This window comes from Lysobacter sp. N42 (assembly GCF_004344885.1).
Window position 1 is genome coordinate 76,085 of sequence record NZ_SKFB01000007.1, and the last position, 24,227, is coordinate 100,311.

Annotated in this window: 25 protein-coding genes and 1 tRNA gene; 20 read left to right on the top strand and 6 right to left on the bottom strand. The window is 68.2% G+C overall.

Annotated features, from left to right (window positions below; genetic code table 11):
* Positions 1 to 114 precede the first annotated feature (114 nt).
* The 5 genes from petA (at position 115) to EYQ95_RS13480 (ending at position 4,184) form a co-directional block, all read left to right on the top strand.
* Entirely contained in the window at positions 115 to 747 is a 633-nt protein-coding gene (gene petA / locus EYQ95_RS13460; protein ID WP_132327736.1) for a ubiquinol-cytochrome c reductase iron-sulfur subunit, read from the top strand.
* Between the two features lies 1 nt (position 748).
* Positions 749 to 2,041: a cytochrome b N-terminal domain-containing protein gene (locus EYQ95_RS13465; RefSeq protein WP_132327737.1), complete on the top strand. Its 1,293-nt coding sequence runs from the start codon at positions 749 to 751 to the stop codon at positions 2,039 to 2,041.
* Positions 2,042 to 2,108: 67 nt separating this feature from the next.
* Entirely contained in the window at positions 2,109 to 2,834 is a 726-nt protein-coding gene (locus tag EYQ95_RS13470; RefSeq protein WP_165924740.1) for a cytochrome c1, read from the top strand.
* Between the two features lie 124 nt (positions 2,835 to 2,958).
* Positions 2,959 to 3,597 (top strand): glutathione S-transferase N-terminal domain-containing protein, encoded by a 639-nt coding sequence (locus tag EYQ95_RS13475; RefSeq protein ID WP_132327738.1) that lies wholly within the window; start codon positions 2,959 to 2,961, stop codon positions 3,595 to 3,597.
* Positions 3,598 to 3,698: 101 nt separating this feature from the next.
* A complete protein-coding gene (locus EYQ95_RS13480; RefSeq protein WP_132327739.1) occupies positions 3,699 to 4,184 on the top strand; it encodes a ClpXP protease specificity-enhancing factor in 486 nt (161 codons plus the stop codon).
* Between the two features lie 13 nt (positions 4,185 to 4,197).
* Here EYQ95_RS13480 and EYQ95_RS13485 read toward each other — a convergent pair whose 3' ends face one another.
* Positions 4,198 to 4,536 carry a DUF3301 domain-containing protein gene (locus EYQ95_RS13485; RefSeq protein ID WP_132327740.1) on the bottom strand — a complete coding sequence of 113 codons (339 nt, stop codon included), beginning with the start codon at positions 4,534 to 4,536 and terminating at the stop codon, positions 4,198 to 4,200.
* Between the two features lie 65 nt (positions 4,537 to 4,601).
* Between EYQ95_RS13485 and EYQ95_RS13490 the strand changes: the two genes are divergently transcribed.
* A complete protein-coding gene (locus EYQ95_RS13490) occupies positions 4,602 to 5,369 on the top strand; it encodes an FHA domain-containing protein (protein WP_132327741.1) in 768 nt (255 codons plus the stop codon).
* A 231-nt stretch (positions 5,370 to 5,600) separates the two neighbouring features.
* Here the strand turns inward: EYQ95_RS13490 and nadC are convergent, their stop codons facing one another.
* Positions 5,601 to 6,452 (bottom strand): carboxylating nicotinate-nucleotide diphosphorylase, encoded by an 852-nt coding sequence (nadC, locus tag EYQ95_RS13495; protein WP_132327742.1) that lies wholly within the window; start codon positions 6,450 to 6,452, stop codon positions 5,601 to 5,603.
* Positions 6,449 to 6,712 (bottom strand): Trm112 family protein, encoded by a 264-nt coding sequence (locus tag EYQ95_RS13500; RefSeq protein ID WP_132327743.1) that lies wholly within the window; start codon positions 6,710 to 6,712, stop codon positions 6,449 to 6,451. The genes nadC and EYQ95_RS13500 overlap by 4 nt, the downstream gene beginning before the upstream one ends.
* A gap of 58 nt (positions 6,713 to 6,770) precedes the next feature.
* On the opposite strand from EYQ95_RS13500, the gene purE reads away from it, so the two are divergent.
* Positions 6,771 to 7,277: a 5-(carboxyamino)imidazole ribonucleotide mutase gene (gene purE, locus EYQ95_RS13505; RefSeq protein WP_132327744.1), complete on the top strand. Its 507-nt coding sequence runs from the start codon at positions 6,771 to 6,773 to the stop codon at positions 7,275 to 7,277.
* Entirely contained in the window at positions 7,274 to 8,413 is a 1,140-nt protein-coding gene (locus EYQ95_RS13510; protein ID WP_132327745.1) for a 5-(carboxyamino)imidazole ribonucleotide synthase, read from the top strand. The genes purE and EYQ95_RS13510 overlap by 4 nt, the downstream gene beginning before the upstream one ends.
* A 95-nt stretch (positions 8,414 to 8,508) precedes the next feature.
* Here the strand turns inward: EYQ95_RS13510 and EYQ95_RS13515 are convergent, their stop codons facing one another.
* Positions 8,509 to 9,087 carry a superoxide dismutase gene (locus EYQ95_RS13515; protein ID WP_132327746.1) on the bottom strand — a complete coding sequence of 193 codons (579 nt, stop codon included), beginning with the start codon at positions 9,085 to 9,087 and terminating at the stop codon, positions 8,509 to 8,511.
* A 125-nt stretch (positions 9,088 to 9,212) separates the two neighbouring features.
* Between EYQ95_RS13515 and grxD the strand changes: the two genes are divergently transcribed.
* The 5 genes from grxD (at position 9,213) to ppnN (ending at position 15,735) form a co-directional block, all read left to right on the top strand.
* Positions 9,213 to 9,524, top strand: a complete 312-nt coding sequence (gene grxD / locus EYQ95_RS13520) for a Grx4 family monothiol glutaredoxin (protein ID WP_370451256.1) — start codon at positions 9,213 to 9,215, stop codon at positions 9,522 to 9,524.
* Positions 9,521 to 10,243, top strand: coding sequence for an SDR family NAD(P)-dependent oxidoreductase (locus tag EYQ95_RS13525; protein ID WP_132327748.1), 723 nt, complete (start codon positions 9,521 to 9,523; stop codon positions 10,241 to 10,243). The genes grxD and EYQ95_RS13525 overlap by 4 nt, the downstream gene beginning before the upstream one ends.
* 18 nt (positions 10,244 to 10,261) lie before the next feature.
* The gene (locus EYQ95_RS13530; RefSeq protein WP_132327797.1) at positions 10,262 to 10,855 is read left to right on the top strand and encodes a MarC family protein; all 594 of its coding nucleotides are present in this window, start codon (positions 10,262 to 10,264) and stop codon (positions 10,853 to 10,855) included.
* A 156-nt stretch (positions 10,856 to 11,011) separates the two neighbouring features.
* Positions 11,012 to 14,230: a carboxypeptidase regulatory-like domain-containing protein gene (locus EYQ95_RS13535; RefSeq protein WP_132327749.1), complete on the top strand. Its 3,219-nt coding sequence runs from the start codon at positions 11,012 to 11,014 to the stop codon at positions 14,228 to 14,230.
* A gap of 113 nt (positions 14,231 to 14,343) precedes the next feature.
* Positions 14,344 to 15,735, top strand: coding sequence for a nucleotide 5'-monophosphate nucleosidase PpnN (ppnN, locus tag EYQ95_RS13540; RefSeq protein ID WP_132327750.1), 1,392 nt, complete (start codon positions 14,344 to 14,346; stop codon positions 15,733 to 15,735).
* Positions 15,736 to 15,738: 3 nt separating this feature from the next.
* On the opposite strand, the gene EYQ95_RS13545 is transcribed toward ppnN, so the two are convergent.
* Positions 15,739 to 16,815: a sensor histidine kinase gene (locus tag EYQ95_RS13545; RefSeq protein WP_132327751.1), complete on the bottom strand. Its 1,077-nt coding sequence runs from the start codon at positions 16,813 to 16,815 to the stop codon at positions 15,739 to 15,741.
* Positions 16,816 to 16,954: 139 nt separating this feature from the next.
* Between EYQ95_RS13545 and EYQ95_RS13550 the strand changes: the two genes are divergently transcribed.
* From EYQ95_RS13550 to EYQ95_RS13580, 7 genes are all read left to right on the top strand, one after another.
* Positions 16,955 to 17,530, top strand: a complete 576-nt coding sequence (locus EYQ95_RS13550; RefSeq protein WP_132327798.1) for a GspH/FimT family pseudopilin — start codon at positions 16,955 to 16,957, stop codon at positions 17,528 to 17,530.
* The gene (gene pilV, locus EYQ95_RS13555) at positions 17,518 to 17,982 is read left to right on the top strand and encodes a type IV pilus modification protein PilV (RefSeq protein WP_132327752.1); all 465 of its coding nucleotides are present in this window, start codon (positions 17,518 to 17,520) and stop codon (positions 17,980 to 17,982) included. Before EYQ95_RS13550 ends, pilV begins: the two co-directional genes overlap by 13 nt.
* 1 nt (position 17,983) lies before the next feature.
* Positions 17,984 to 19,105 (top strand): prepilin-type N-terminal cleavage/methylation domain-containing protein, encoded by a 1,122-nt coding sequence (locus EYQ95_RS13560; protein ID WP_132327753.1) that lies wholly within the window; start codon positions 17,984 to 17,986, stop codon positions 19,103 to 19,105.
* On the top strand, positions 19,102 to 19,635 hold the full coding sequence (locus tag EYQ95_RS13565; protein WP_132327754.1) for a PilX N-terminal domain-containing pilus assembly protein: 534 nt from the start codon (positions 19,102 to 19,104) through the stop codon (positions 19,633 to 19,635). The genes EYQ95_RS13560 and EYQ95_RS13565 overlap by 4 nt, the downstream gene beginning before the upstream one ends.
* Positions 19,636 to 19,639: 4 nt before the next feature.
* On the top strand, positions 19,640 to 23,014 hold the full coding sequence (locus EYQ95_RS13570) for a pilus assembly protein (protein ID WP_132327755.1): 3,375 nt from the start codon (positions 19,640 to 19,642) through the stop codon (positions 23,012 to 23,014).
* Position 23,015: 1 nt separating this feature from the next.
* A complete protein-coding gene (locus tag EYQ95_RS13575; protein ID WP_132327756.1) occupies positions 23,016 to 23,429 on the top strand; it encodes a type IV pilin protein in 414 nt (137 codons plus the stop codon).
* 96 nt (positions 23,430 to 23,525) lie between these two features.
* Positions 23,526 to 23,602, top strand: a tRNA-Asn gene (locus tag EYQ95_RS13580).
* A gap of 47 nt (positions 23,603 to 23,649) precedes the next feature.
* Here the strand turns inward: EYQ95_RS13580 and EYQ95_RS13585 are convergent.
* Positions 23,650 to 24,174, bottom strand: coding sequence for a Tfp pilus assembly protein FimT/FimU (locus EYQ95_RS13585; RefSeq protein WP_132327757.1), 525 nt, complete (start codon positions 24,172 to 24,174; stop codon positions 23,650 to 23,652).
* Positions 24,175 to 24,227 lie beyond the last annotated feature (53 nt).

Below are 24,227 nucleotides of genomic sequence, written 5' to 3' on the forward strand. Positions count from 1 at the left end.
TGCGCGGCCGATTGTCGGCCGCTTCACCATTCCGTTACACTTCCGCGTCTTTTTCAGCCGCGCGGCGCCCCAGGCGTCGCCGCAGCCCACGTCGAACTGTTTTCGGAGTGCCGGATGGCCAACGAAGGGGTCAACGAGACCACCCACGCACCGGTCAACCTAGGCCGCCGCCGTTTCCTCACCGCCACGACCGCGGTCGTCGGCGCGGTCGGGGCCGGCTTCGCCGCGGTGCCTTTCATCAAGTCCTGGAACCCGAGCGCGCGCGCCAAGCTGGCGGGTGCGCCGGTGATCGCCGACATCGGTGCGCTGGCCGAGGGCCAGCGCCTGGTGGTCGAGTGGCGCGGCCAGCCCATCTGGATCGTCCGCCGCTCGCAGGCGATCCTGAAGGCGCTGCCCACGCTCAACGACCAGCTGCGCGATCCCAAGTCCGAGAACCCGGAGCAGCAGCCGGCGTACGTCCTCAAGGGCGACCCGACCTTCCGCTCGCTCAAGCCCGAGATCTCGGTGCTGGTGGGCCTGTGCACCCACCTGGGCTGCGCGCCGGAAATGAAGGCCGAGATCCGCCCCGAGCCCTTCGATCCGCAGTGGAAGGGCGGCTACTTCTGCCCCTGCCACAAGTCGCGCTTCGACATGGCCGGCCGCGTCTACCAGGGCGTGCCCGCGCCGACGAACCTCGTGGTGCCGCCGCACCATTTCGAGAACGACACCACCATCGTGATCGGCGTCGATCCGCAGGGAGCCGCCTGACATGGCCATCAGCAACGACCAGAAGTCGGCCCCCAACAACATCGCCAAGGGCCTGATCACCGGCGCCATCAACTGGTTCAACGACCGTGCGCCGAACGCGGGCGTGGCGTACCGCAAGCACATGACGGAGTACTTCGCTCCGAAGAACTTCAACGTCTGGTACTACTTCGGCTCGCTGGCCCTGCTTGTGCTCGTCAACCAGATCCTGACCGGGATCTTCCTGACGATGCACTACAAGACCTCGGCGGCCGAGGCGTTCACGTCGGTCGAATTCACGATCATGCGCGACGTGGAGTGGGGCTGGCTGATCCGCTACATGCACTCCACCGGCGCCTCGCTGTTCTTCGTCGTCGTGTACCTGCACATGTTCCGCGGCCTGATGTACGGCAGCTACCGCAAGCCGCGCGAGCTGGTCTGGCTGCTCGGCATGGTGATCTACCTGGTGCTGATGGCCGAGGCCTTCATGGGCTACGTGTTGCCCTGGGGCCAGATGTCCTTCTGGGGCGCGAAGGTCATCATCTCGCTGTTCGGCGCCATCCCGGTCATCGGCAACGGCCTGACCGAATGGATCATGGGCGACTACCTGCCGTCCGACGCCACGCTCAACCGCTTCTTCGCGCTGCACGTCATCGCGCTGCCGCTGGTGCTGCTGCTGCTGGTGGTGCTGCACCTGGGCGCGCTGCACGAGGTGGGCTCGAACAATCCCGACGGCATCGACATCAAGTACGGCCCGAAGGGCAATCGCTGGTCGGCGAGCGCGCCGAAGGACGGCATCCCGTTCCATCCGTACTACACGGTCAAGGACCTCGTCGGCGTCGGCTTCTTCCTGATGCTGGCCGCCTTCATCATCTTCTTCGAGCCCACCGTGGCCGGCTGGTTCCTCGAGCACGACAACTTCACCGAGGCCAATCGCCTGGTGACGCCGGCGCACATCAAGCCGGTGTGGTACTTCACGCCGTACTACGCGATGCTCCGCGTGATCCCGGACAAGCTCGGCGGCGTGATCGTCATGTTCGGCGCGATCATCCTGCTGTTCCTCGTGCCCTGGCTCGACCGCAGCCGCGTGCGTTCGTACCGCTACCGTGGCTGGCTGTCGAAGGCGATGCTGGCGGTGTTCGCGGTGTCCTTCGTGTGGCTGGGCAAGATCGGCGCGGGCCCGGGCACGGATCCGGTGGAGACGCAGATCGGCCGCGTGCTGACCTTCCTGTACTTCGCCTTCTTCATCTCCATGCCGCTGTGGACGAAGATCGACAAGACGAAGCCGGTGCCGGAACGGGTGACGATGCATGACTGACCTGGCCCCCCGCGCGACCTCCCTTCCGAAGGCACCCCGTTCCATGACCATGCGTCTCGTCCACTCGATGGCCGCGTTGCTGCTGGGCCTGGCCACCTCGACGGCCGCGCTGGCGGCGTCGGGCGGCAACCTGCAGCAGGCCGGCACCGACCTTGGCGATCGTGCCTCCCTCCAGCGCGGCGCCCAGCTGTACATGAACTACTGCGCGGGCTGCCATTCGCTCAAGTACGTGCGCTACTCGCGCATGGCCGAGGACCTCGGCCTGAGCGAGGAAGAGGTGATGGAGAACCTCAACTTCACCGGCGCGAAGTTCGGCGAGACCATCGGCGTGTCGATGCCGGCGGGTCCGGCGACCGAGTGGTTCGGCAAGATGCCGCCGGACCTGAGCCTGATCTCGCGCGTGCGCACGAGCGACTGGGTCTATACCTACCTCAAGTCGTTCTACCTCGACGAGACGCGCCCGGTTGGCTGGAACAACACGCTGTTCCCGAACGCGTCGATGCCCAACCCGCTGTGGCAGCTGCAGGGCCTGCAGCATGCCGAGTTTGGCAAGGTCGACGCCGCCACCGGCGAGCGCCCGGTCACCGGCCTCAAGGTCACGCAGCCGGGCACGCTCGATGCCCAGGGCTTCGACCAGGTCGCGCGCGACATCACTGCATTTCTCGAGTACGCCGGTGAACCGGCCGCCCTCAAGCGCCAGTCGATCGGCGTGTGGGTGATCCTGTTCCTGGCCCTGCTCACGTTCCTCGCCTGGCTCCTCAAGAAGGAATACTGGCGCGACGTGGAGCATTGAGCGGGGAGGCGACGCCGGCGTTGACGGCCGGCGTCCTGCCACCGTGGCTCGGGACCGTGGCGACCGCCCGCACGGGGTGGGCGGCGCCTTGTGGCCGGCGGAATCCGGCCGATCGAGGTCGACGATGGCGGCGAGCCCACGCAACATGCGCAACACCCTGACCCTGTTCTCTTCCACGGACTGCGTCCTGTGCCACCGCGTGCGCCTGGTGCTCGCGGCCAAGGGCGTGACGTACGACCTGATACCGGTCGACCCGCAGAACCCGCCGGAAGACCTGGTCGACCTCAACCCGTACCAGTCGGTGCCCACGCTGGTCGAGCGCGACCTCGTGCTGTATGCCGCCAGCGTGGTGAGCGAGTACCTCGACGAGCGCTACCCGCATCCCCCGCTGATGCCGGTCGATCCTCTTTCCCGTGCCCGCCTGCGGCTGGCGATGCTGCGCCTGGAGCACGACTGGGTGCCGCAGGTCCAGGCCATCCAGCTCGGCAACAAGGCCCAGGCCGAGGCGGGGCGCAAGCGTCTGAAGGAACTGCTCACGGCCTCGGTCCCGCTGTTCAAGGCGAGCAAGTTCTTCCTCAACCCCGAGATGAGCCTGGCCGACTGCGCCATGGCGCCGATCATCTGGCGCCTGCCGGCCCTCGGCGTGCCGCTGCCCAAGGACGGCAAGGTGATCGAGGACTACGGCAATCGCATCTTCCGGAACCCGGGCTTCACGCGCAGCCTGACCGAGCAGGAGCGCAAGCTGCGCGATCTGCCGGCCTGACCGGACCGCCACGAGCCCAGGCCCGCACGCGCGGGCCTTTTCGTTGGCGCACCACCTCCGCAGCGGCGGTCGCGCCACGTGCGCTGCCGTACACTGGCGGCATGAGCGACGAGTTTCCGATGACCAGCCATCGCCCGTACCTGCTGCGGGCGCTCTACGAGTGGATCGCCGACAATGGCCTGACGCCGCATCTTCTCGTCGACGCGACGCGTCCGCAGGTGCTGGTGCCCACGCATGCGGTGAAGGACGGGCGCATCGTGCTCAACGTGGCGCAGCGCGCGGTGGCCGGGCTGGAGATGGGCAACGAGGTCATCCGCTTCAGCGCCCGCTTCGGTGGCGTGAGCCATGCCGTATCGGTTCCGGTGAGCGCCGTGCTGGCGATGTATGCCCGCGAGAACGGGCAGGGGATGGCACTGCCGCCCGAGGAACCGGAACTGGACGAGGCCGACGGCCCGGCGGAAGCCGTGGAGGGCGCGACCCCCGCGCCGTTCCTGGAGGCCGTCCAGGACGAGGGCAATCCGCCGGACGAGCCCGATCCGGACCGCCCGACGCCCCGTCGCGGTGGCCATCTGCGCATCGTGAAGTAGCCCCGACGCGGCTTCAGCCCCCGCGCGGGCGGAATTCGACGACCGGTGCCGGGGCCGCCGGGCCGCTGAAGCTGACCAGCCGGTCGCTGCGCAGCACCATGCGCCCGCCGTGGCGATCCTGCCCGTCCAGCGAGTACTCGAAGCGGAACGTGCGCTCCCAGCCCAGCCAGCCGCTCTCGCGGCGGTATGGACGCATTCCGATCACATGCACGGAGTCGTCGAGCCATTGCGCTCCCGCGGCCCGGCAGGCGTCCCGTCCCAGGCGCCCGGCACGCTCCGCGGCCGCGCGTCCCGCGTTCCAGAACGCGAATCCGGCGGCTGCGACGATCATCAACACGATCAACGTGGGCATTTTGCTACTGTCGCCGCTCTTCCGACCCTGGACAAGGGTCACCCGGCCTACAGGGGGGCTGATCGATGAAGCTGGTGTTTCCGAGCGGCGAGCATCCGCAGGTCGTACTGCAGCCAGGCGTCAACCGGATCGGCTCCGCGCCCGATGCCCACATCGTGCTGGCCCTGCCCGGCGTCCATCCCCTGCATGCCCAACTGCATGTCACCGCCAACGGCGTCATGCTGGATGTGCAGAACGGGGCACGGGTCAGCGTCAACGGCTCCCAGGTCAGCGGGCTGATCGCCCTGCGTGACGGGGACCGGCTCGCGTTCGACGACTGCGAGGCCCAGCTCGCGGCGATGGAGAACGTCGCGATGGCGCGCCCCGGTGCGAAGGCGGCGGCGTCCAACGACGACCTGTTCGCCACGGCGGTGCGCCAGGCGTTGCCGAAGTTCGTCCTGCGCGGGGTATCGGGCAAGTTCTTCGGGCGCACGTTCGCGCTCAGCTCCGTCACCACGGTCGGACGCTCGCCCGATTGCACCCTCCGGCTCGACGAGGCCGGCATCTCGCGCAGCCACGCGCGCCTGCTTCCCAGCGAGGACGGGGTGCAGTTCGAGGATCTGGGCTCGACGAACGGCACCTTCCTCAACGGCAAGCGCGTGCTTCACGGCGTTGCGCGCGTGGGTGACGAGATCGGTTTCGACACCCTGCGATTCCAGCTCGCCTCCACCACCCATTCGGGCGATGCCCACACCAGCGAACCCCCGCCGCGCACTCCGCTGGATCCGCGGCTGGCCTGGGGCGTGGCGATCGGCGCGGCGCTGATTGCTGGCGCGATCCTGCTGGCACTCTGAAGCCTGCGGACGAGGGCGCACCGCGGCCCCGGCCCGTCTGCAGGCCGATCGCGCGCGCCGGTTCGCTGGCCTGCGTCGGGCGCCGATGCGGCCCGTGCCGTCCGCAGCGCCGCGGTCATACGCCGGGGCGTCCGCGGTGCATCAGCGTGCTGCCGTGCCGCCGACGCGCACGGCGGGGCGGATCGCGCAACGCCGCCCGCGGGGCGCCACGGCCGCGTCGGCGTCGGTGGCCTAGTGCGTCCGCCCGAGCTTCAGCGAGAGATCGACCGCGCGCACGTGCTTGGTGAGCCCGCCGATGGAGATGCAGTCGACGCCGTCCTCGGCGATGGCGCGCACGCCCGCCAGATCGACGCCACCGGACACCTCCAGGGGAATGCGGCCGGCCGCGATGCGCACCGCCTCGCGTCGCGTGGAGGCGTCGAAGTCGTCGATGAGGATGCGGTCGCATCCGGTCGCGAGCGCTTCCTGCAACTGGTCGAGCGTTTCCACCTCCACGATCACCGGTAGCCCGGGGCTGCGCGCGTGCGCGAGTTCGACGGCACGGGCGATCGAGCCCGCGGCGCGGATGTGGTTCTCCTTAAGCATCACCGCGTCGAACAGGCCGATGCGGTGGTTCTCCCCGCCGCCGCAGCGCACCGCGTACTTCTGCGCCTGCCGCAGGCCGGGAAGCGTCTTGCGCGTGTCGAGGATGCGCGCCCGGGTGCCGGCCACGGCGTCGACGTAGGCGGCGGTGGCCGTCGCGGTGGCCGAGAGCGTCTGCATGAAGTTGAGCGAGGCGCGCTCGGCGCTGACCAGTGCGCGCGCGCGGCCCTGCAGCGTGGCCAGCAGTGTTCCTGCCGGGACGCGGTCGCCCTCGGCGACATGCCATTCGATGGCCACGGCCGGATCGAGGCGGCGATGGCAGAGGTCGAACCACGGCCGCCCGCAGACCACCGCCGGCTCCTTGCAGAGCAGGTAGGCCGTGTCGGCGACATCGGGCAGGAGGGCCGCGGTGACGTCGCCGGCGCCGATGTCCTCCTCCAGCGCACGGGCGACGTCGCGCTCGACCGCCTCGGCGGGGGGCGGGACGATGGCGCGGCTCATGCCGGCTGCGCGAGCGCGCCGAGATCCAGCGACTCCTCCGCGAGCAGCACCGGGATGCCGTCGTCGATGCGGTAGGCCAGGCGCCCGTCCTCGGTACAGAGTGCGGCCTCGACGCGGGTGGACTGCATGGCGCCGTCGCCGCGGCGCACGCGGCCTTCTTCGATCGCGCGGTTGAGCGCGTCCAGGCGCGGGGCGTCGAGCATCCGCAGCGGCTGGCGCGTGGTGGGGCAGGCGAGGAGGTCGAGCAGTTTGCGGTCCATGGCGCGAGGTCGGCGGGCGGGCCGTTTAGAATACGTCTTTGCCTTCGGGTCGACGCTCATGTCCGCTTCGCAACAGGCTTCGCCGCTGGTCGGCATCGTGATGGGCTCGCGCTCGGACTGGGAGACGATGCAGCACGCCGCCGCCCGGCTCGAGCAGCTCGGCGTGCCGCACGAGGTCCGCGTGGTGTCCGCGCACCGCACCCCGGACGTGCTTTTCGACTACGCGGCCAGTGCCGCCGGCCGCGGCCTGCGCGCGATCATCGCCGGTGCCGGCGGCGCGGCCCACCTGCCGGGCATGCTCGCGGCCAAGACCGCGGTGCCGGTGCTGGGCGTGCCGGTGCAGAGCCGCGCGCTCAACGGGCTGGATTCGCTGCTGTCGATCGTGCAGATGCCGGCGGGCATCCCCGTGGCGACCTTCGCCATCGGGCAGGCGGGCGCGGCCAATGCCGCCCTGTTCGCCGCGGCGATGCTCGCCGCCGAGCTCCCCGAGGTCGGCACCGCGCTGGATGCGTTCCGGTCGAAGCAGACCGAGGACGTCATGGCCAACGACGACCCGCGCCGATGACCACGGTCGGCATCCTCGGTGGCGGGCAGCTGGCCCGCATGATGGCCCTGGCCGGCGCGCCGCTGGGCCTGCGCTTCCTGGTGATGGACAACGTCGCCGACGCCTGCGCGGGCCAGTTCGCCCCCATGGTCGTGGGGGACTACCGCGACGAGGCGGCGCTGGCCGAGTTCGCCTCGCGCGTGGACGTGGCCACCTTCGACTTCGAGAACGTGCCGGCCGAATCCGCGCGCTGGCTCACCGACCGCGTCGACGTGTTCCCGAACCCGCGCGCGCTCGCGACCGCGCAGGACCGCCTGGCGGAGAAGACGCGCTTTCGCGAGCTAGGCATTCCCGTGCCGCCCTTCGCGCCAGTCGACTCGCTCGACGGGTTGCGTTCGGCGGTCGAGGCCATCGGCACGCCGTGCATCCTCAAGACCCGCCGCCTGGGCTACGACGGCAAGGGCCAGTTCCGCATCCGCGAGACCGGCGACATCGACGCCGCCTGGACCGCCCTCGGAGCGCAGGCCGACAAGGTCGGGCTGATCCTGGAGGGCTTCGTCCACTTCGACCGCGAGCTGTCGGTGGTGGCGGTGCGCGCCCGCGACGGCGAGTTCCGCGCCTGGCCGCTGACCGAGAACTGGCACGTCGACGGCGTGCTCTCGGCGAGCCTGGCGCCCGCCGCCGTGGACCCGCGCACCCACGAGCGTGCCATGGACTACGCCCGCCGGCTCGCCGAATCGCTGGATTACGTGGGCGTGTTCGCGCTGGAGCTGTTCGCACGCGGCGACGAGCTGCTGGCCAACGAGCTGGCGCCGCGCGTGCACAACTCCGGGCACTGGACCATCGAAGGCAGCGAGACCTCGCAGTTCCAGAACCACCTGCGCGCCGTGCTCGGCCTGCCGCTGGGCGACACCCGGATGGTCGGGCAGGCTTGCATGCTCAACTGGATCGGCAAGATGCCCGCGGCGGCGGCGGTCCTGGCCGAGCCCGGCGGTCACTGGCACGACTACGGCAAGCAACCCAGGGAAGGCCGCAAGGTCGGGCATGCGACGCTGCGTGCGGACTCGGCGAAGGAGCTTGCCGACGCGCTTTCGCGCGTAGGCGCCGCGCTCGGGCGGCAGGCGCAGGTCGCGCCGGTGATCGCCCGCCTGCGCTGAGGCCGGCACCGCGGCGGCAAGCCCGCGCACACGGAGCGGAAAACGAAAACGGCCGGATCGCTCCGGCCGTTTCCAGGTGCGGGCAACGCCCGGCCTTACTTCATGTTCGACGCCACAAAATCCCAGTTCACGATGTTCCAGAACGCCTCGACGAACTTCGGGCGGGCGTTGCGGTAGTCGATGTAGTAGGCGTGCTCCCAGACGTCGCAGGTCAGCAGCGGGGTGTCCTCGCCGGTAAGCGGGGTGTTGGCATTCGACGTGCTCACCAGTGCCAGCGTGCCGTCCGGACGCTGCACCAGCCAGCCCCAGCCCGAGCCGAAGGTGCCGATGCAGGTCTTGGAGAACTCCTCCTTGAACGTGGCGAAGTCGCCGAAGGCGAGGTTGATGGCGTCCATCAGCTTGCCGGTGGGCTCGCCGCCGCCGTTGGGGCTCATGCAGTTCCAGAAGAACGTGTGGTTCCAGACCTGGGCGACGTTGTTGAACAGCGCGCCCTGCGAGCGGCGGATGATGTCCACCAGCGGCATGTCCTCGAACTCGGTCCCCGCGATCATCCTGTTCGCGTTGTCGACGTAGGCCCTGTGGTGCTTGCCGTGGTGGTAGTCGAGCGTCTCGCCGGAGATGTGCGGCTCCAGGGCGGTGCGGTCGTAGGGCAGGGGCGGCAGTTCGATGGCCATGGGGAACTCCTGTGCGTGGGGAGGGCGGCGGGGCCGCGGCGTCGTACAATTTTCCATTCTATCCCCACCGCGCCGCCACGAATCCCGGCGGCCGTGCAACGCACAGGAGCCCAACCGTGAGCGTCATGGAGCGCATCCAGGCGGAAATCGACCGCCAGCCCATCGTCCTCTTCATGAAGGGCACGCCGCAGTTCCCCATGTGCGGCTTTTCCAGCCGCACGGTGCAGGCGCTCAAGGCCGCCGGCGCCACCTCGCTGCACACGGTCAATGTGCTCGAGGACCCGGAGATCCGCGCCAACCTGCCGCGCTTTTCCAACTGGCCGACGTTCCCGCAGCTCTTCATCAACGGCGAACTGATCGGCGGCTGCGACATCACGCTCGAGCTGCTGGAGTCGGGCGAGCTGGCGCGCATCGTCGCGGAGACGCAGGGCGCGTGAGCGGCCGCGAGCTCGAAGGGCGGGTCGTCCTCGTCACCGGCGCCCACGGCGGCCTGGGCAGCGAGGCGGCGGTGGCCTGCGCGCAGGCGGGCGCGACGGTGATCCTGCTGGGGCGGCGCGTGCCCAAGCTGGGGCGCGTGTACGACCGCATCACGGCGGCGGGCGGCGAGGCCGCGCTCTACCCGATGGACCTCGAAGGTGCTACGCCCGACGACCATGCGCAGCTGGCCGAGCGCATCGAGACCGAGTTCGGCCGGCTGGATGGCCTGCTGCACTGCGCCGCCGAGTTCAAGGGCCTGGCGCCGCTTCCGCACCTGGATCCGGCCGAGTTCGCCCGCTCGCTCCATGTCGGGCTCACCGCCCCGTGGTGGATGACCCAGGCGCTGATGCCGCTGCTCTCGCGCGCGGCGGATGCCGCCGTCGTCTTCGTGCTCGACGATCCCGCGCGGGTCGGCCAGGCCTACTGGGGCGGGTACGGGGTCTCGCAGTTCGGGCTCGAGGGCATGGTGTCGATCCTGCATGCGGAACTCGCGCGCGGCCCCGTGCGCATCGCGGGCCTGCGGCCCGGCCCGATGCGCACGCCGCTTCGGGCGCGGGCCTACGTCGAGGAGGACGACCGCCTGGCGCTGGATCCGGCGCGCTATGCGGCGGCCTGCGTCGAACTGCTCTCGCCGCGCGGCGTCGCGCATCGCGGCGGTGTCTGGGCACCGGTGGGCTGAGGGAGTACGCGCATGGAGATGACGGTCGCCTCGGCGGCGCTGGTGCTGTTCCTGATCCTCGATCCGCTCGGGAACATCCCGGTCTTTCTCAGCCTTCTGCGGCCGCTGCCGCCGGCCCGCCAGCGCATCGTGCTGGCCCGGGAGCTGCTGATCGCGCTCGCGGTGCTGATGCTCTTCCTGTGGGGAGGCAAGTACGCCCTGGAAATGATGCACCTTCGGCAGGAGTCGGTGTCGATCGCCGGCGGCATCGTGCTGTTCCTGATCGGCATCCGCATGATCTTCCCGCCGCCCGAAGGGCTGATGGGCGAGATTCCGGGCGGCGAGCCGTTCATCGTGCCGATGGCCATCCCGCTCGTGGCCGGCCCTTCCGGCATGGCCGCCGTGATCCTCATGGGCAGCAACGAGCCGGGCCGGCTGGACGAATGGAGCTATGCGCTGCTCCTGGCCTGGGCGGCGACGGCGGCCATCCTCTTCTCCGCCACCGTCCTCTACCGCTTCCTCGGCCAGCGGGTCCTGACCGCCATCGAGCGGCTGATGGGCATGCTGCTGGTGGCCATCTCGGTGCAGATGTTCCTCGACGGCATCACGGCCTACCTGCGCGGGCCGGCCTGACGGTTTTCCGACCGGCGGCACGATTCCGCTGCCTTGATTCGGTCATCACGCTGTCACACGTACGGGTCAGCATGTTAACCTGTTGTTAACCACGGTCGGCGCGACAGCGCCGGCCGTGTCCGCCTGTTTGTCATCGTCCGCTCATCCGAGGCTCCCATGTCCCAGCCCAACCGCGTCCGGCTGTCCAAGCTCACGCTCGGCCTGCTCGCCGCCCTCGCCGCCGCTCCAGCCTTCGCGCAGAGCACCACCGCAGGTGTCGGCGGTACCGTTACCGATGCTTCCGGCCGCCCGGTCGCCGGTGCCGAGGTCACGATCGTCCACACCGAGTCCGGCACCGTCAGCCGCGTGACCACGGACGCGAACGGCCGCTATGCGGCGCGCAACCTGCGCGTCGGCGGTCCCTACCGCATCACGGTGACCAAGGAAGGCACGGGCACGCAGACCGAGGACGGCGTGTACCTCGCGCTCGACAACGTGGCCGAGATCAACTCGACCCTGGGCGACGGCGCCCAGCAGCAGCTGGCCACGGTCCAGGTCGTGGGCAGCCGTATCGCCGACATCATCAACCAGGACCGCATGGGTGCCGGCACCACCGTCGGCCAGGCCGAGATCGAGGGCTTCTCCTCGCTCAACCGCGACCTGCAGGACTACGCCCGCCTCGACCCCCGTTTCGCGCAGACCGACAAGGAGCGCGGCGAGGTCTCGGCCGGCGGCCAGAACACCCGCTACAACTCGATCACCATCGATCGCGTGTCGACCAACGACACGTTCGGCCTCGAGTCCAACAACCTGCCCACGATCCGCCAGCCGATCTCGATCGACGCGATCCAGGAAGTGCAGGTCAACATCAGCAACTACGACGTCCTGCAGAAGGGCTATACCGGCGCGAACATCAACGCCGTGACCAAGTCGGGCACCAACCAGTTCCGCGGCAGCGCGTACTACGTGTACCGCGAGGCCGACTGGGTGGGCGACGGCGCGAACGATCGCCCGTTCACCGGCTTCAAGGAGGACTTCACCTACGGCGCCACCCTCGGCGGCCCGATCGTGCAGGACCGCCTGTTCTTCTTCGCCAACTACGAGAAGAGCGAGCTCACCGCCCCGGGCGGCGACTCCGGCCCGGTCGGCAGCGGCGCCAGCAACATCGTCGGCAACATCACCCAGGCCAACGTGACCCAGGTCCAGCAGATCGCCCAGGGCTACGGCCTGACGGCGGGCGGCCTGGCGGCGGGCGACGGCACCAAGACCACCAGCGAGACCGGCCTGGTCAAGCTCGACTGGAACATCAACGACGCGCACCGCGCCTCCTTCCGCGTCAACCGCACCGAGCAGGACGAGGCGATCCTGCCGGGCTTCGGCACCAACTTCTTCTCGCTGTCCTCGTACTGGTACAACCAGCAGAAGGAATTCACCAACTACGTGGGCGAGTGGTTCGCCGACTGGTCGGACAACTTCTCGACCGAGGCCACGCTGACCTACCGCGACTACCACAGCGAGCCGCGCACCTTCGGCGTGCAGCCGCAGGTGCAGGTGAACTTCGCCGGCGGCCAGAGCCTGCGCTTCGGCACCGAGCAGTTCCGCCAGGCGAACGTGCTCGACACCGAGACCCTGGGCGGCGTGTTCGCGGCCAACTGGTTCCTGGGCGACCACGAGGTCAAGTTCGGCGCGGACTTCGAGCGCAACGAGGTCTACAACCTCTTCGTCGAGTCCTACTACGGCACCTACACCTTCAACAGCCTGACGGACTTCCAGAACGGCCGCTACCGCGACTACGCGCTGCGCGTGCCGTCCTCGGGCAACCTCAGCGATGCCGCGGCCGCCGCCGAGTTCGGCAACGTCGGGCTGTTCGTGCAGGACACCTGGCGCCCGACGACGAACCTGACGCTGCAGTTCGGCCTGCGCTACGACACGCTCAACGTCGACGAGAACCCGACGTACAACCCTGCTGCCTCGACGGTGTTCGGCTACCGCAACGACACGACGGTGGACGGCAAGTCGCTGCTGCAGCCGCGCTTCGGCTTCAACTACACCTTCGAGAGCGAGCGCCCGACGCAGTTGCGTGGTGGCGTCGGCCTGTTCCAGGGCGCGGCCGCCAACGTCTGGCTGGTCAACCCCTACACCAACAACGGCCTGGCCATCTCGGTGTTCGGTTGCGGCAGCGGCTTCAGCAACAACTGCAACACCGCGCCCGCGTTCAACCCGGCCAACCCGCCGCGGATCGGCACCGCGCGCGCCGACGTCGACTTCCTCGACCCGGGCCTGGAGCAGCCGGCCGTGTGGAAGGCCAACCTGGCGTTCGAGCACGAGCTCCCGTGGTTCGGCGCGGTCGCCTCGGCCGAAGCGACGATCTTCTCGGTCGAGAACGGCATCTACTACCGCCACCTGAACCTCGGTGCGCCCACCGGCTACGGCCAGGACGGTCGCCCGCTGTTCTGGCGCACCACCGCGCCGGCGTCGTATGACGCGAGCCGCACGCAGTTCAACGGCACGGCCCGTTCCGGCGCCAACACGGCGTACCGCGAGGTGCTGCTGGCGACGCCGACGAACAAGGGCGAGGGCCAGAACCTGACGCTGTCGCTCGAGCGCCCGATGGGCCGGAAGGACAACTGGGGCTGGTCGCTGGCGTACAGCTACACCAACGCCACCGACGTGAACCCGCTCACGTCCAGCCGTTCGATCTCGAACTGGCAGTCGCGCGCGGCGTTCGACCCGAACGAGGAAGTGTCGGCCCGCTCGAACTACGCGATCCGCGACCGCTTCGTCGGCACCCTGCGTTACCGCGAGCAGTTCTTCGGTGAGAACGACACCGAGTTCTCGCTGTTCTACGAAGGCCGTTCGGGCAAGCCGTACAGCTGGACGTACCAGAACGACATGAACGGCGACGGTTCCGCGGGCAACGACCTGATGTACATCCCGTCGGGCCCCGGCGACGTCATCTTCCGCGGCGGCGCCGCCGAGGAGTCGCAGTTCTGGGCGTTCGTCGCGAACAACCCGGACCTGTACTCGCGTCGTGGCACCGTGGTCGAGCGCAGCGGCAGCGAAGGCCCGTGGATCAACACGTTCGACGTGCGCGTGCGCCAGGAACTGCCGGGCTTCATGGACGGCCACCAGGCCGAGCTCGTGCTCGACATCCTGAACGTGGGCAACCTGATCAACAAGGACTGGGGGCAGGTGGAAGAGATCTTCTTCCAGTCGGCCGGCGGCCAGGCGCGCAGCTTCGTGAACTTCGCCGGCGTCGATCCCGCCACCGGCAAGTACATCTACGAGCTGACGCGCGATCGCAACGGCAACTTCAGCCCCGAGGGCTTCGGCCTCCGCGACCGCCGCGGCGAGTCGCGCTGGGCTGCGCAGGTGACCTTCCGCTACAAGTTCTGATCACCGGCGGAACGCGAGGAAAACGGAAACGGCCGGGCCAGCCCCGGCCGTTTTCTTTTGGAGGAGCCGCGCGCTAGAGTCGAGTGGCTGACGAATAGAGAAACGACGCCCACATGGCAGCTGTCCTGGAACCGACCAACGCAACGCTTCCCACCGTCGACGCCCGCATCTACCCGCGCAACGGCCTCGACATCCTGTCCCGTGCCGAAGTCGCGCGCCTGCGCGATGCCTCCAGCGGCGGCATGCACGAGCTCCTGCGCCGCTGCGCGCTGGCCGTGCTCACCAGCGGAAGCACCACCGACGACCCGCGTGCCGCACGCGAGCTCTACCCCGACTTCGACATCCAGGTGCAGCAGCAGGATCGCGGCGTGCGCATCGACCTGTTCAAGGCGCCGGCGATGGCATTCGTCGAGGGTGACCTGATCCAGGGCGTGGCCGAGCTCCTCGCCGCCGTCGTACGCGACCTTGCCTACACCGCGATCGAACTCGACTCGGGCGGTCGCGACCTGCATACCAGCGAGGGCATCACCGACGCCGTCTTCGGCCTGCTGCGCAACGCGCGCGTGCTGCAACCGGGCGATCCGAACCTCGTGGTCTGCTGGGGCGGCCATTCGATCAACCGCGACGAGTATCTGTACACGAAGCAGGTGGGCTACGAGCTCGGCCTGCGCGGCATCGACATCTGCACCGGTTGCGGCCCGGGCGCCATGAAGGGCCCGATGAAGGGCGCGACCATCGCTCACGCCAAGCAGCGCCGCCGCCGCATGCGCTACATCGGCATCACCGAGCCGGGGATCATCGCAGCCGAATCGCCGAACCCGATCGTCAACCACCTGGTGATCATGCCGGACATCGAAAAGCGCCTGGAGGCCTTCGTCCGCATGGGCCACGGCATCATCGTCTTTCCCGGTGGCGTGGGCACGGCCGAGGAGATCCTCTACCTGCTGGGCATCCTCCTCCAGGAGGAGAACGCGGGCCTGCCGTTCCCGCTGATCCTGACCGGGCCGGTCGCGTCGGCACCGTACTTCGAGCAGATCGACCGCTTCCTGCGGCTCACGCTGGGCGAGGCGGCGACGTCGCGCTACGAGATCATCGTCGGCGACCCGGCGGAGGTCGGCAAGCGCATGTCGCGCGGGCTCAAGAAGGTGCGCGAGCACCGCATCGCGCACCGCGACTCGTTCTTCTTCAACTGGTCGATCGACATCCCGCTCGACTTCCAGCGCCCGTTCGTCCCCACGCACGAGGCGATGTCGGCGCTCGACCTGCACAACGGCCGCGCCCCGCACGCGCTCGCCGCCGACCTTCGACGGGCGTTCTCGGGGATCGTCGCCGGCAACGTCAAGGAGGACGGCATCCGCCGCGTCGAGCAGCACGGCCCCTTCGAGATCCACGGCGACCCGGCCATCATGGAGTCGCTCGACGCCCTGCTGCGTGCGTTCGTGCAGCAGCACCGCATGAAGATCGCCGGCGAATACCGGCCCTGCTATCGCGTCGTCACGGCCTGAGCATCAGCGCCACTTGCCGCGTGCAGGTGGCGCGACCGGCCGGCGGGGCAGGCGGACCGTGGCGACGTAGAGCTCGCCCTGTCGCCCCGTCTGCACGCTGCCGCGGCCGCCGGTGAACGCCTCGATGCGCGCCTGCGACGCATTGAGCCCGACACGGTGGCTGACGGGGCGTTCGCTGTCCGACAGCACCAGGGGGTTGGTGACGCGTACCACGATGTGCTCGGGCGTGGTCGTGAGCGAGATCTCGACCCGCCCTCCTTGCGGCACGCGCTCAACGCCGTGGCGGATGGCGTTCTCGACCAGGGGCTGGATCGAAAGTGCCGGCACCATCGCATCGGGGATCTCGGCCGGCAGCTTCCATTCCACCCGCAGCCTTTCGCCGAAGCGCAGGGCCTCGATCTCGAGATAGCGACGCGCGAGCGACAGCTCTTCCTCGAGCGGGATCTCGCGTGGACCGGCAAGTGCGGCACGGAAGAGGTCCGCCAGGTCCAGCAGCAGACGCTCGGCCTCCTCCGGACGCTGATGCACCAGCGAGGCGCCCGTATTGAGCGTGTTGAACAGGAAGTGCGGCCGGATCCGGGCCTGGAGGGCTTCGAGTTCGGCCTGTTTGGCGCGTACGGCGGCGCGGGTCGCGTTCCAGTGGTTCTGGAACGCTGCAAGTCCGAACAAGCCCACAATGAGCGCGATGCCAGTAAGACGTGCCGCCACCGGGCGCCAGTCCTCTCGCTCCGGAGTCAGCGCGTCGCCCAGCGCCGCCCAGCCCAGCGCCGAAATCGCCAATGCGCTGAGGACGAACGTCCCCAAGGCAAGCCATGCGATCGTCTGCGGAGGAAGTGACGCGAGACGCCGCCTTGACACGTAGAGGAGGCCGAGCGTCAGAAGCGAAACCCATTGGACGGTGAGCGACGCGATCCCGAAGTAGGTCCAGCGGTCCTTGTCGCCCGCGTAGGACAGCGAAAGGACGGACGCCAGGCCTTCCCCGGCAAGCATCACCCAGAGGACGACGCGCGGCTGCCAGAGCGCATCCAGGGGATGGGCCGGGCCGGAACGTGCACGGGAGCCGGGAGGTCGCGTCCGCATGGGACCATGATGCCTGCGTGTTCGGTCCGGCGTCAGGCGGAGAGCCGCCCGCTCCGCGCCGGTGCCCGCCCATCGGGTTCCGCTGGCACCCGGAGGTCGGGGTGCCTATGGTGCATTCGGGAAAGACCGGGGGAGAACGATGCGCGGAGTACGAGATGGCCACGGGAAGGCGCGGCGCCGGAGGGGCTCCGGCGGCTTTACCCTCGTCGAACTGATGGTGGTGATCGCCGTGCTGGCGCTTCTGGTCGGAATCGGGGTTCCTGCCTTCAACGGGGTCATCCAGCGCAACCGGCTGGCGGCAGCCGCCAACGAGGTCGTCTCTGCGCTCCAGACGGCGCGAATGGAGGCCGTGCGTCGCAATCGACGCGCGGTGCTCTGCCCCACGGCCAATGGCGAAACATGCAGCGGAACCAACTGGGGGCGGCTCCTGATCTTCATCGACGATGACCTCAGCGGAAACGTGAGCGGCGACGAACTCGTGATCCGCTCCGCGGATATCGTCCGGCCGGGATCGGGCGTGGTCGCGAGCAGTGCCGCGGGCCGGATATGGTTCGGTTCGGATGGGCGCGTGAGCGTGGGCGCAGCCGACACGGCTCGGATCTCGCTCGTGGCGGCGAGCCTGCCCGCCGCGAGCAGCGGCAGGCTGGTCGAGGCGGCCGTGAGTCGCATCAGCGTGTGTGAAACAGCGGGGGCGTCGACGACATGCAACAGGTAACAGGTTCGACCCGCGGGCACGCCCGCCCGCTGCGCGCGCAGCGGGGCGCATCCCTGCTTGAGGTCCTGATCGCGGTTCTCATCCTGGCGATCGGCATGCTCGGCATGGCCGCCTTGCAGGCGGTCACCCTCAAGAACACCGGCAGCGCCGCACAGCGATCCGCAGCCGTGATCCAGAGCTACGCGATGCTCGACATGATGCGGGCAAACCGTGACGCGGCCCGCGCTGGGCAATACAACCAGGGCTGGCTCTGTCAAGCCCCTGCCGGCGGTGCACGCGTGAGCAACGACATCGCCCAGTGGGTCAACCAGCTCCAGGACGCCATGGGGGAGTCCGCATGCGGACGCATCACGTGTGGTGCGAACACGTGCGAAGTCGGTGTGCGCTGGGACGACAGTCGCGGCACCGGCAGTGGGCCCACCCAGCAGATCGTTACAACGAGCAGGCTCTGACATGCGGCTACATCGAAACGGCGGACTGAAGACGTTTGCGCGGCAGGCGGGCGTTTCGCTCATCGAGCTGATGATCGCCCTGGTGCTGGGGTTGATCGTGGTCGGTGGTGCGAGCGCGGTGTTCCTGTCCAACAAGCGCACGTACGGAACCAGCGAAACGCTGAACCGACTCCAGGAGGGCGAGCGTGCCGCGTTCGAACTCATGTCGCGCGACCTGCGCGAGGCAGGCGGCAATCCGTGCTCGTCGCGCGCGCGCCGGGTGAACATGCTCAGCAGCGCCACCTCCGCCAATGCCTGGTGGAACAGCTCGTCCGACGGGCTCCGCGGCTATTCGGGGTCGGACAGCATTCCGGGCACCGCCGCCGGTTCCGGCGCGGGACAGCGCCTCAGTCGTGCGGCGAACAACGATGCGATCGACCTGCACATGGCGCAGGACGGAAACATCCGCGTCCAACTGCACGACAACCCGAGCGCGAACATCCAGGTCAACGCCACGACGGGCATCAGCGACGGCGACGTCGTGATGATCTGCAATTCGGATTACCAGATGATCTTCCGCGTCACCCAGCTCAACTCGGCGGGCGGCGGACTGGCCATCCAGCACAACGGTGGTTCGGGGGGGAACTGCAGCCAGGTGTTCCAGATCTTCGACGATGTCGCCGACTGCGAACCGGGTGCTTCTGGTACCGGCTACTGCTTCACCTCGTCGACCAATCCGAACTGCGATGAATCCGGGAGCTCGCCCGCGCAGATTGCCCGCGTCATGGCGGCTCGCTGGTACATCGGCAGCAACGGAAGGGGAGGAACATCGCTGTATCGTGCGGAGGTCGCCAACAACGGCGCGACTGCCGTACCGAACGTCGTGCGACCCGCGGAGATCGCGGAAGGCGCGACCGCCATGAACATCCGCTACCTGCGAGCCGGGCAGACGGACTTCGTCACTGCGGCTGCGATCACGGCGGCCGACGCCTGGGACGAGGTCGTCGCGGTGCGTGTTGCGATCGACTTCGAGGGGACGGCCGGAGCACTGCGCGGCGACTATATCGAGGGCACCGACGGCGAAGCGCTTTCGCGTACCGCGACGAACGTGGTCATGCTGCGCAACCGGGAGGGCGTGCTGTGAGCGCGATCGTCCTGAAGTCTCGTCAGCAGGGTATCGCCCTGGTTGTCGTGCTTCTCCTGCTTCTCATCGTGACGCTCATCGGCCTGGCTGCGATGCGCGGCACCCTGCTCCAGGAGCGCATGGCGGGAAACGTTGCCGCACGCGGTATCGCTTTCCAGAACGCGGAGGCGGCGCTGCGCGAAGCGGAGTCACTCGTCGCAACAGGCCCGGCCATGCCGGCTGCGGGAGGGGGCTGCGTCGCTGGCCTGTGTGCAATCCCGGATCCCGCAGCTGAACCGCGTTGGCTGGAAGATGGCTTCTGGACGACTGCCGGAAACTACCGGACATCGGAGCTCGAGACCGATGGGCAGCTGCTACGGTATGTCGTCGAAGACATGGGCCGCGGTGCACCGACGAACTGCACCACTGAAATCGATGTCACGGCCGGCAGCTCGTGCGCCGCGACTGTCCGCAACTTCAGGATCACCGCGTACAGCCTGCTCGACAATGGCGCTGAAGTGATCCTGCAATCCATGTATCAGGTGGAGTAACGCCATGGACACGATGAAGACACGCCGCATGGCCCGCATCATCAGGCTCGATGTCGCCGCCGCTACCGCATTGCTGGCGCTGCCAATCGTGAGCGGTGCGGCAAGCTTTCCGTCGTATCCACTGCAGAGCGGCGCCTCGCAGGTTCCCCCCAACATCCTGTTCATCCTCGATGATTCAGGGTCGATGGGGTCGCTGCGTATGCCGACCGACACCTATGGAGAGCTTGGCGACACCATCGCGCTCAGGTCGAGTTCGCACAATACGGTCTATTACAACCCGACGATCACGTACCGGCCATGGATGACGGCGCAGGGCACGCGGATGACGGGCGGCACATCTTTCCGGGCCGTCTATCCCGACTACGACCTGGCCGGCGGGGCCGACATCGACCTCGCGGACGAGGACGACTGCAGCTCGCATACCCAGAATGGAAGCTGGGTGGAGGTCTGCGGTGGGCCCGGGCAGGCGACCTATTACGTACTCAAGAGCGGCCAGACGGCCGATGCGTCCAAGCGCGAGCGCTATGACCGATACCAGATCCGGCTTGTAGGTGGCGCTGTCCGCGTGGTGCGCAGCGAGTGGGCGAAGAGCGGCTCGACGAGCAATTCGCTCGGCTGCCCGGACCCCGGCAAGAACACGTTTGGCTGGCGCAACTGCACCTACGCGACGCCCACCGGCCGCTCGGAAGCGGATGAGGCGACGAACTTCGCCACGTGGTTCTCCTACCACCGAAGCCGCATGAAGATGGCAAAGGCCGGCGCGATGGAAGCGTTCGGGCTCCTCGGCTCCAACATGCGCGTAGGGTACCGGTCCATCTGGAACCGCGACAATTTCGATATTCCGGTTGCAGACGGTAATTCGGGCCTTTTCGAGGACGTATCGAGCAGCGGCGCGAGGACCAACTCGCGCTCAACCTGGTTCGCGCGCGTGGCACAAGCACGCAACAGCGGTAACACGCCGCTGCAGGGCGCGCTGCAGCGCGCAGGTGCCTACTTCTCGGATCCTTCGGCGTCGGGCCCATACGGACCCGAAGCGCCTGGTTCGCAGTACCAGTGCCGCCAGAATTTCTCGATTCTCACGACGGATGGCTACTGGAACAACAGCTGGGGCTACACGGCGGTAGGTGAGCAGGACAGCCACAGCGGGCCGTCGATCTACAACCCGATCGATGACACCAACGCAGTCCGTTACGTGCCTGCGCCCCCCTATAGCGCCGCGGCAAGCGACACGCTTGGCGATATCGCCATGCGGTACTGGAAGAACGACCTGCGCACGGATCTGGACAATCTGGTCCCGTCGACGCCCGCCAATCCGGCGTTCTGGCAGCACATGGCGACGTTCGGCATCTCCATCGGCCTGAAGGGCTCCCTTGACCAGACCTCGGTCGCCGAGGTCGTGCGCGACGGATCCCCGCGCAAGAACGGGGTGAACGTCGCTTGGCCCACCCCGGGGAGTGGCAAGGGGGTTGAGAACATCGACGACCTGCTCCATGCGGCAGTCAACGGGCATGGCGAGTTCATCGCGGCAACCAACGCCGAGGCGTTCGGCGAGGCCCTCAACAGCGTGCTCGGCCAGATCCAGGCGCGCCTGGCGTCAGGCTCGAACGTGTCGACGAACAGCACGTCGTTCCAGTCGGACTCGCGCATGTACCAGGCGACGTACATGGCGGGCCAGTGGTCGGGCGACATCGTCGCGCGCGATGTCACCGCAGCAGGTGGCATTTCAGCGTCCGAGGCATGGCGCGTATCCAACCGCATTGAGCGGTCGCTCACCGATGGCGATACCCGCAACGACTTCCACACGCGCCCAGTGCTGACGTGGAACGGCAGCCGGGGTGTCGACTTTCCCACGAACAGCCAAGAGTCGACGCTCGGGCGTTCAACCGGCGCGGCCATCGTATCGGGAGAAGACAACGCGGCCTACATCAAGGGCGACCGGAGCAACGAGAAGCAGCGCGGCGGCGTCCTGCGCAATCGTTCGATTCTGTTGGGCGACATCGTGAACTCGTCACCCTTCTACGTGAAGGAGACGAACACGCTGTATGTCGGCGCCAACGACGGCATGCTGCATGCGATCCACGCGGGTACCGGGGACGTGCTGTTCTCCTACGTCCCGGCCGGTTTGGATTTTGCGAAGCTTGCGACCCTCAGCGACCCGAACTATCAGCACGCCTTCTTCGTCGACGGGCCGGTCGCAGTAGCCAGCCAGAGCAGTGCTGGCGACAACTACCTCGTGGGCTCGCTCGGACGTGGCGGCAAAGGCGTTTTCGCGCTGGACGTCTCGAACGTTTCCCGACCGGAAGTGCTCTGGGACAAGACCGCGGCGTCGGACAATGACATGGGCCATGTCATTGGCACTCCGATGGTCACCAAGAGCAACACCGGCGCGGCCATCGCGGTGGTCGGGAACGGAATCGACAGTGCCAACGGCAGTGCCGCTCTCTACATCTACGATGTGCAGGGCGGCTCTTTGCTTCGCAAGATCGTGGTGGATACCGGCGGCAACGGCCTGTTCGCACCGCGCGGTGCTGACACCAACGGTGACGGTCGCGTCGACTACGTCTACGCCGGTGACCTGAAGGGCAATCTCTGGAAGTTCGATGTGTCGGGCACGTCTGCAAGCAGCTGGAACGTCGCGTTGTCGGGTGCGCCGCTGTTCAGGACGGGCACTGGCCAGCCCATCACCGGCGGCCTTGCCATCGCCCAGGAGCCGGGCAACCGCCGAATCTGGATTACCTTTGGCACGGGGCGCCTGATTTCTACGACCGATCTCGGGTCGACGGGGACGCAGAGCCTGTACGGCATCATCGACAACCAGACGACCGCGATTTCGGGGCGCGGCGAACTGACGCAGCGCCGCATCGCGGCGGTAGGCACTAATGCAGCTGGCCGCAGCGTACGCGCCTTCGAGTATTACTCCCCACTCCCTGCGGGTTCACGGGGCTGGTATATCGACCTCGGCGTGCCGACGGCGGGTGAGCGCGTCGTGAGCGGCCCCCGCGTTCGTGGGAGAGCCGCATGGTACTCGAGCGTCATCCCTGACTCGGGGAGTGGTTGCGAGCCCGGTGGTACCGGCTACCTGAACGTTCTCGACCTGTTTACCGGCACCAGCCCATCGGGTACCGGTGAGGGCAACTCCACGTCGTTCTTCGACTTCGACAGCAACGGCACGGGTAACAATGACACCACGCCGGGCAGCGGCGGCAACATGCCGATCGGCTCGGTCGACCTGGGAATCGGCATGCCCACCGAGTCGGGCCAGATCGACAAGGTCGTTCTCGTATGCGGTTCGGACGGCAAATGCGAGGATCCAACCACCACTCCACCGGGCGGCGCGCCGCAGCGCGTTGGCTGGCGCGAAGTCCTGAGGGATAACTGACATGAAGACCGCCGCGCGTACCGCCGGGTTCACCCTGATCGAGCTGATGATCGTCGTGGCGATCATCGCGATCATCGCGTCGATCGCCTACCCGGCCTACCAGGAACACATCCTGAGGACGCGCCGGACCACGGCATCGGGGTGCGTGCTGGGAATGGCGCAGTTTATGGAGCGTTACCACACGACCAACATGAGCTACGCGGGCGCGGAGATCGATCCTTCGGATCACGCGTGCATTGCCGAGATGGACGACTTCTACGACTTCAGCCTCTCGGGCGTGGATGCCGCGGGCTTTACCATCACAGCTGCCCCCAAGGGGGCGCAGCTGAAGGACACGAAGTGCGGGAGCCTCAGCATCGACCAGACCGGACTCAAGCGGCATACCGGCACCGCCGGCGTCAGCGATTGCTGGTAGCTGGTCGCTCGTCCTCATGGCGGTTTCGGGCGGCAGCCGCCTGCGTGGCGCCGAAGGCTTGACGCCCCCGGCAGGGCGTCTAAAATGCACGTCCCCGCCCGAATAGCTCAGCCGGTTAGAGCACTTGACTGTTAATCAGGGGGTCGTTGGTTCGAGTCCAACTTCGGGCGCCAGTTGCTCAGAAGGCCTGCAGAAATGCAGGCCTTCTGTTTTCTGCGGGTCAGAACGGGCAGGCGGGTGGGCTGCGGTGGCGCTCCGTGCGCACGCGGCCGGCGTTGTTGACGATCACCCGTGCCAGTTCGCGGCCCGTGCTGCAGAGGCGGAGGGTCGCGTTCGAGCCTGCCGACCACCCGCTGGGTGCGAAGCGGATCAGGGGCCGCCCGACCGTTGCGCGGAACCCGAGGTTCCCGCCGATGCCGTCGAAGACGTGCATGACGTCCTCGGCCGAGCCTGGCTGACCCGTACGGTCGGCGTCGACGAAGATGATCCAGCCCGCGCTCCAGACGAGGTCCGCCCGGCACCGGTGGCCGTCCGCACTGGGGCAGACCGATACGGGACGGTTGCGGCGTATCGCTTCCATCCGGGCCATGGCCAGGGCGGAGGTGGCCAGGTGCAGCGTCCGCGTGGCGCGGGTGTGCTCGAGCAGGGCGCCCATGGCCGGTGCGCCGATGCCGAGGGCGATGGCGAGCACCGCGAGGGTGATCATGAGTTCCAGCAGCGTGAATCCGCGGGCAGTCCGTGCCATGGCGAGCTCCTTGTCGGCCGCCGCAAGAATCGGCCTCTGGGCGGCCGGCGGTC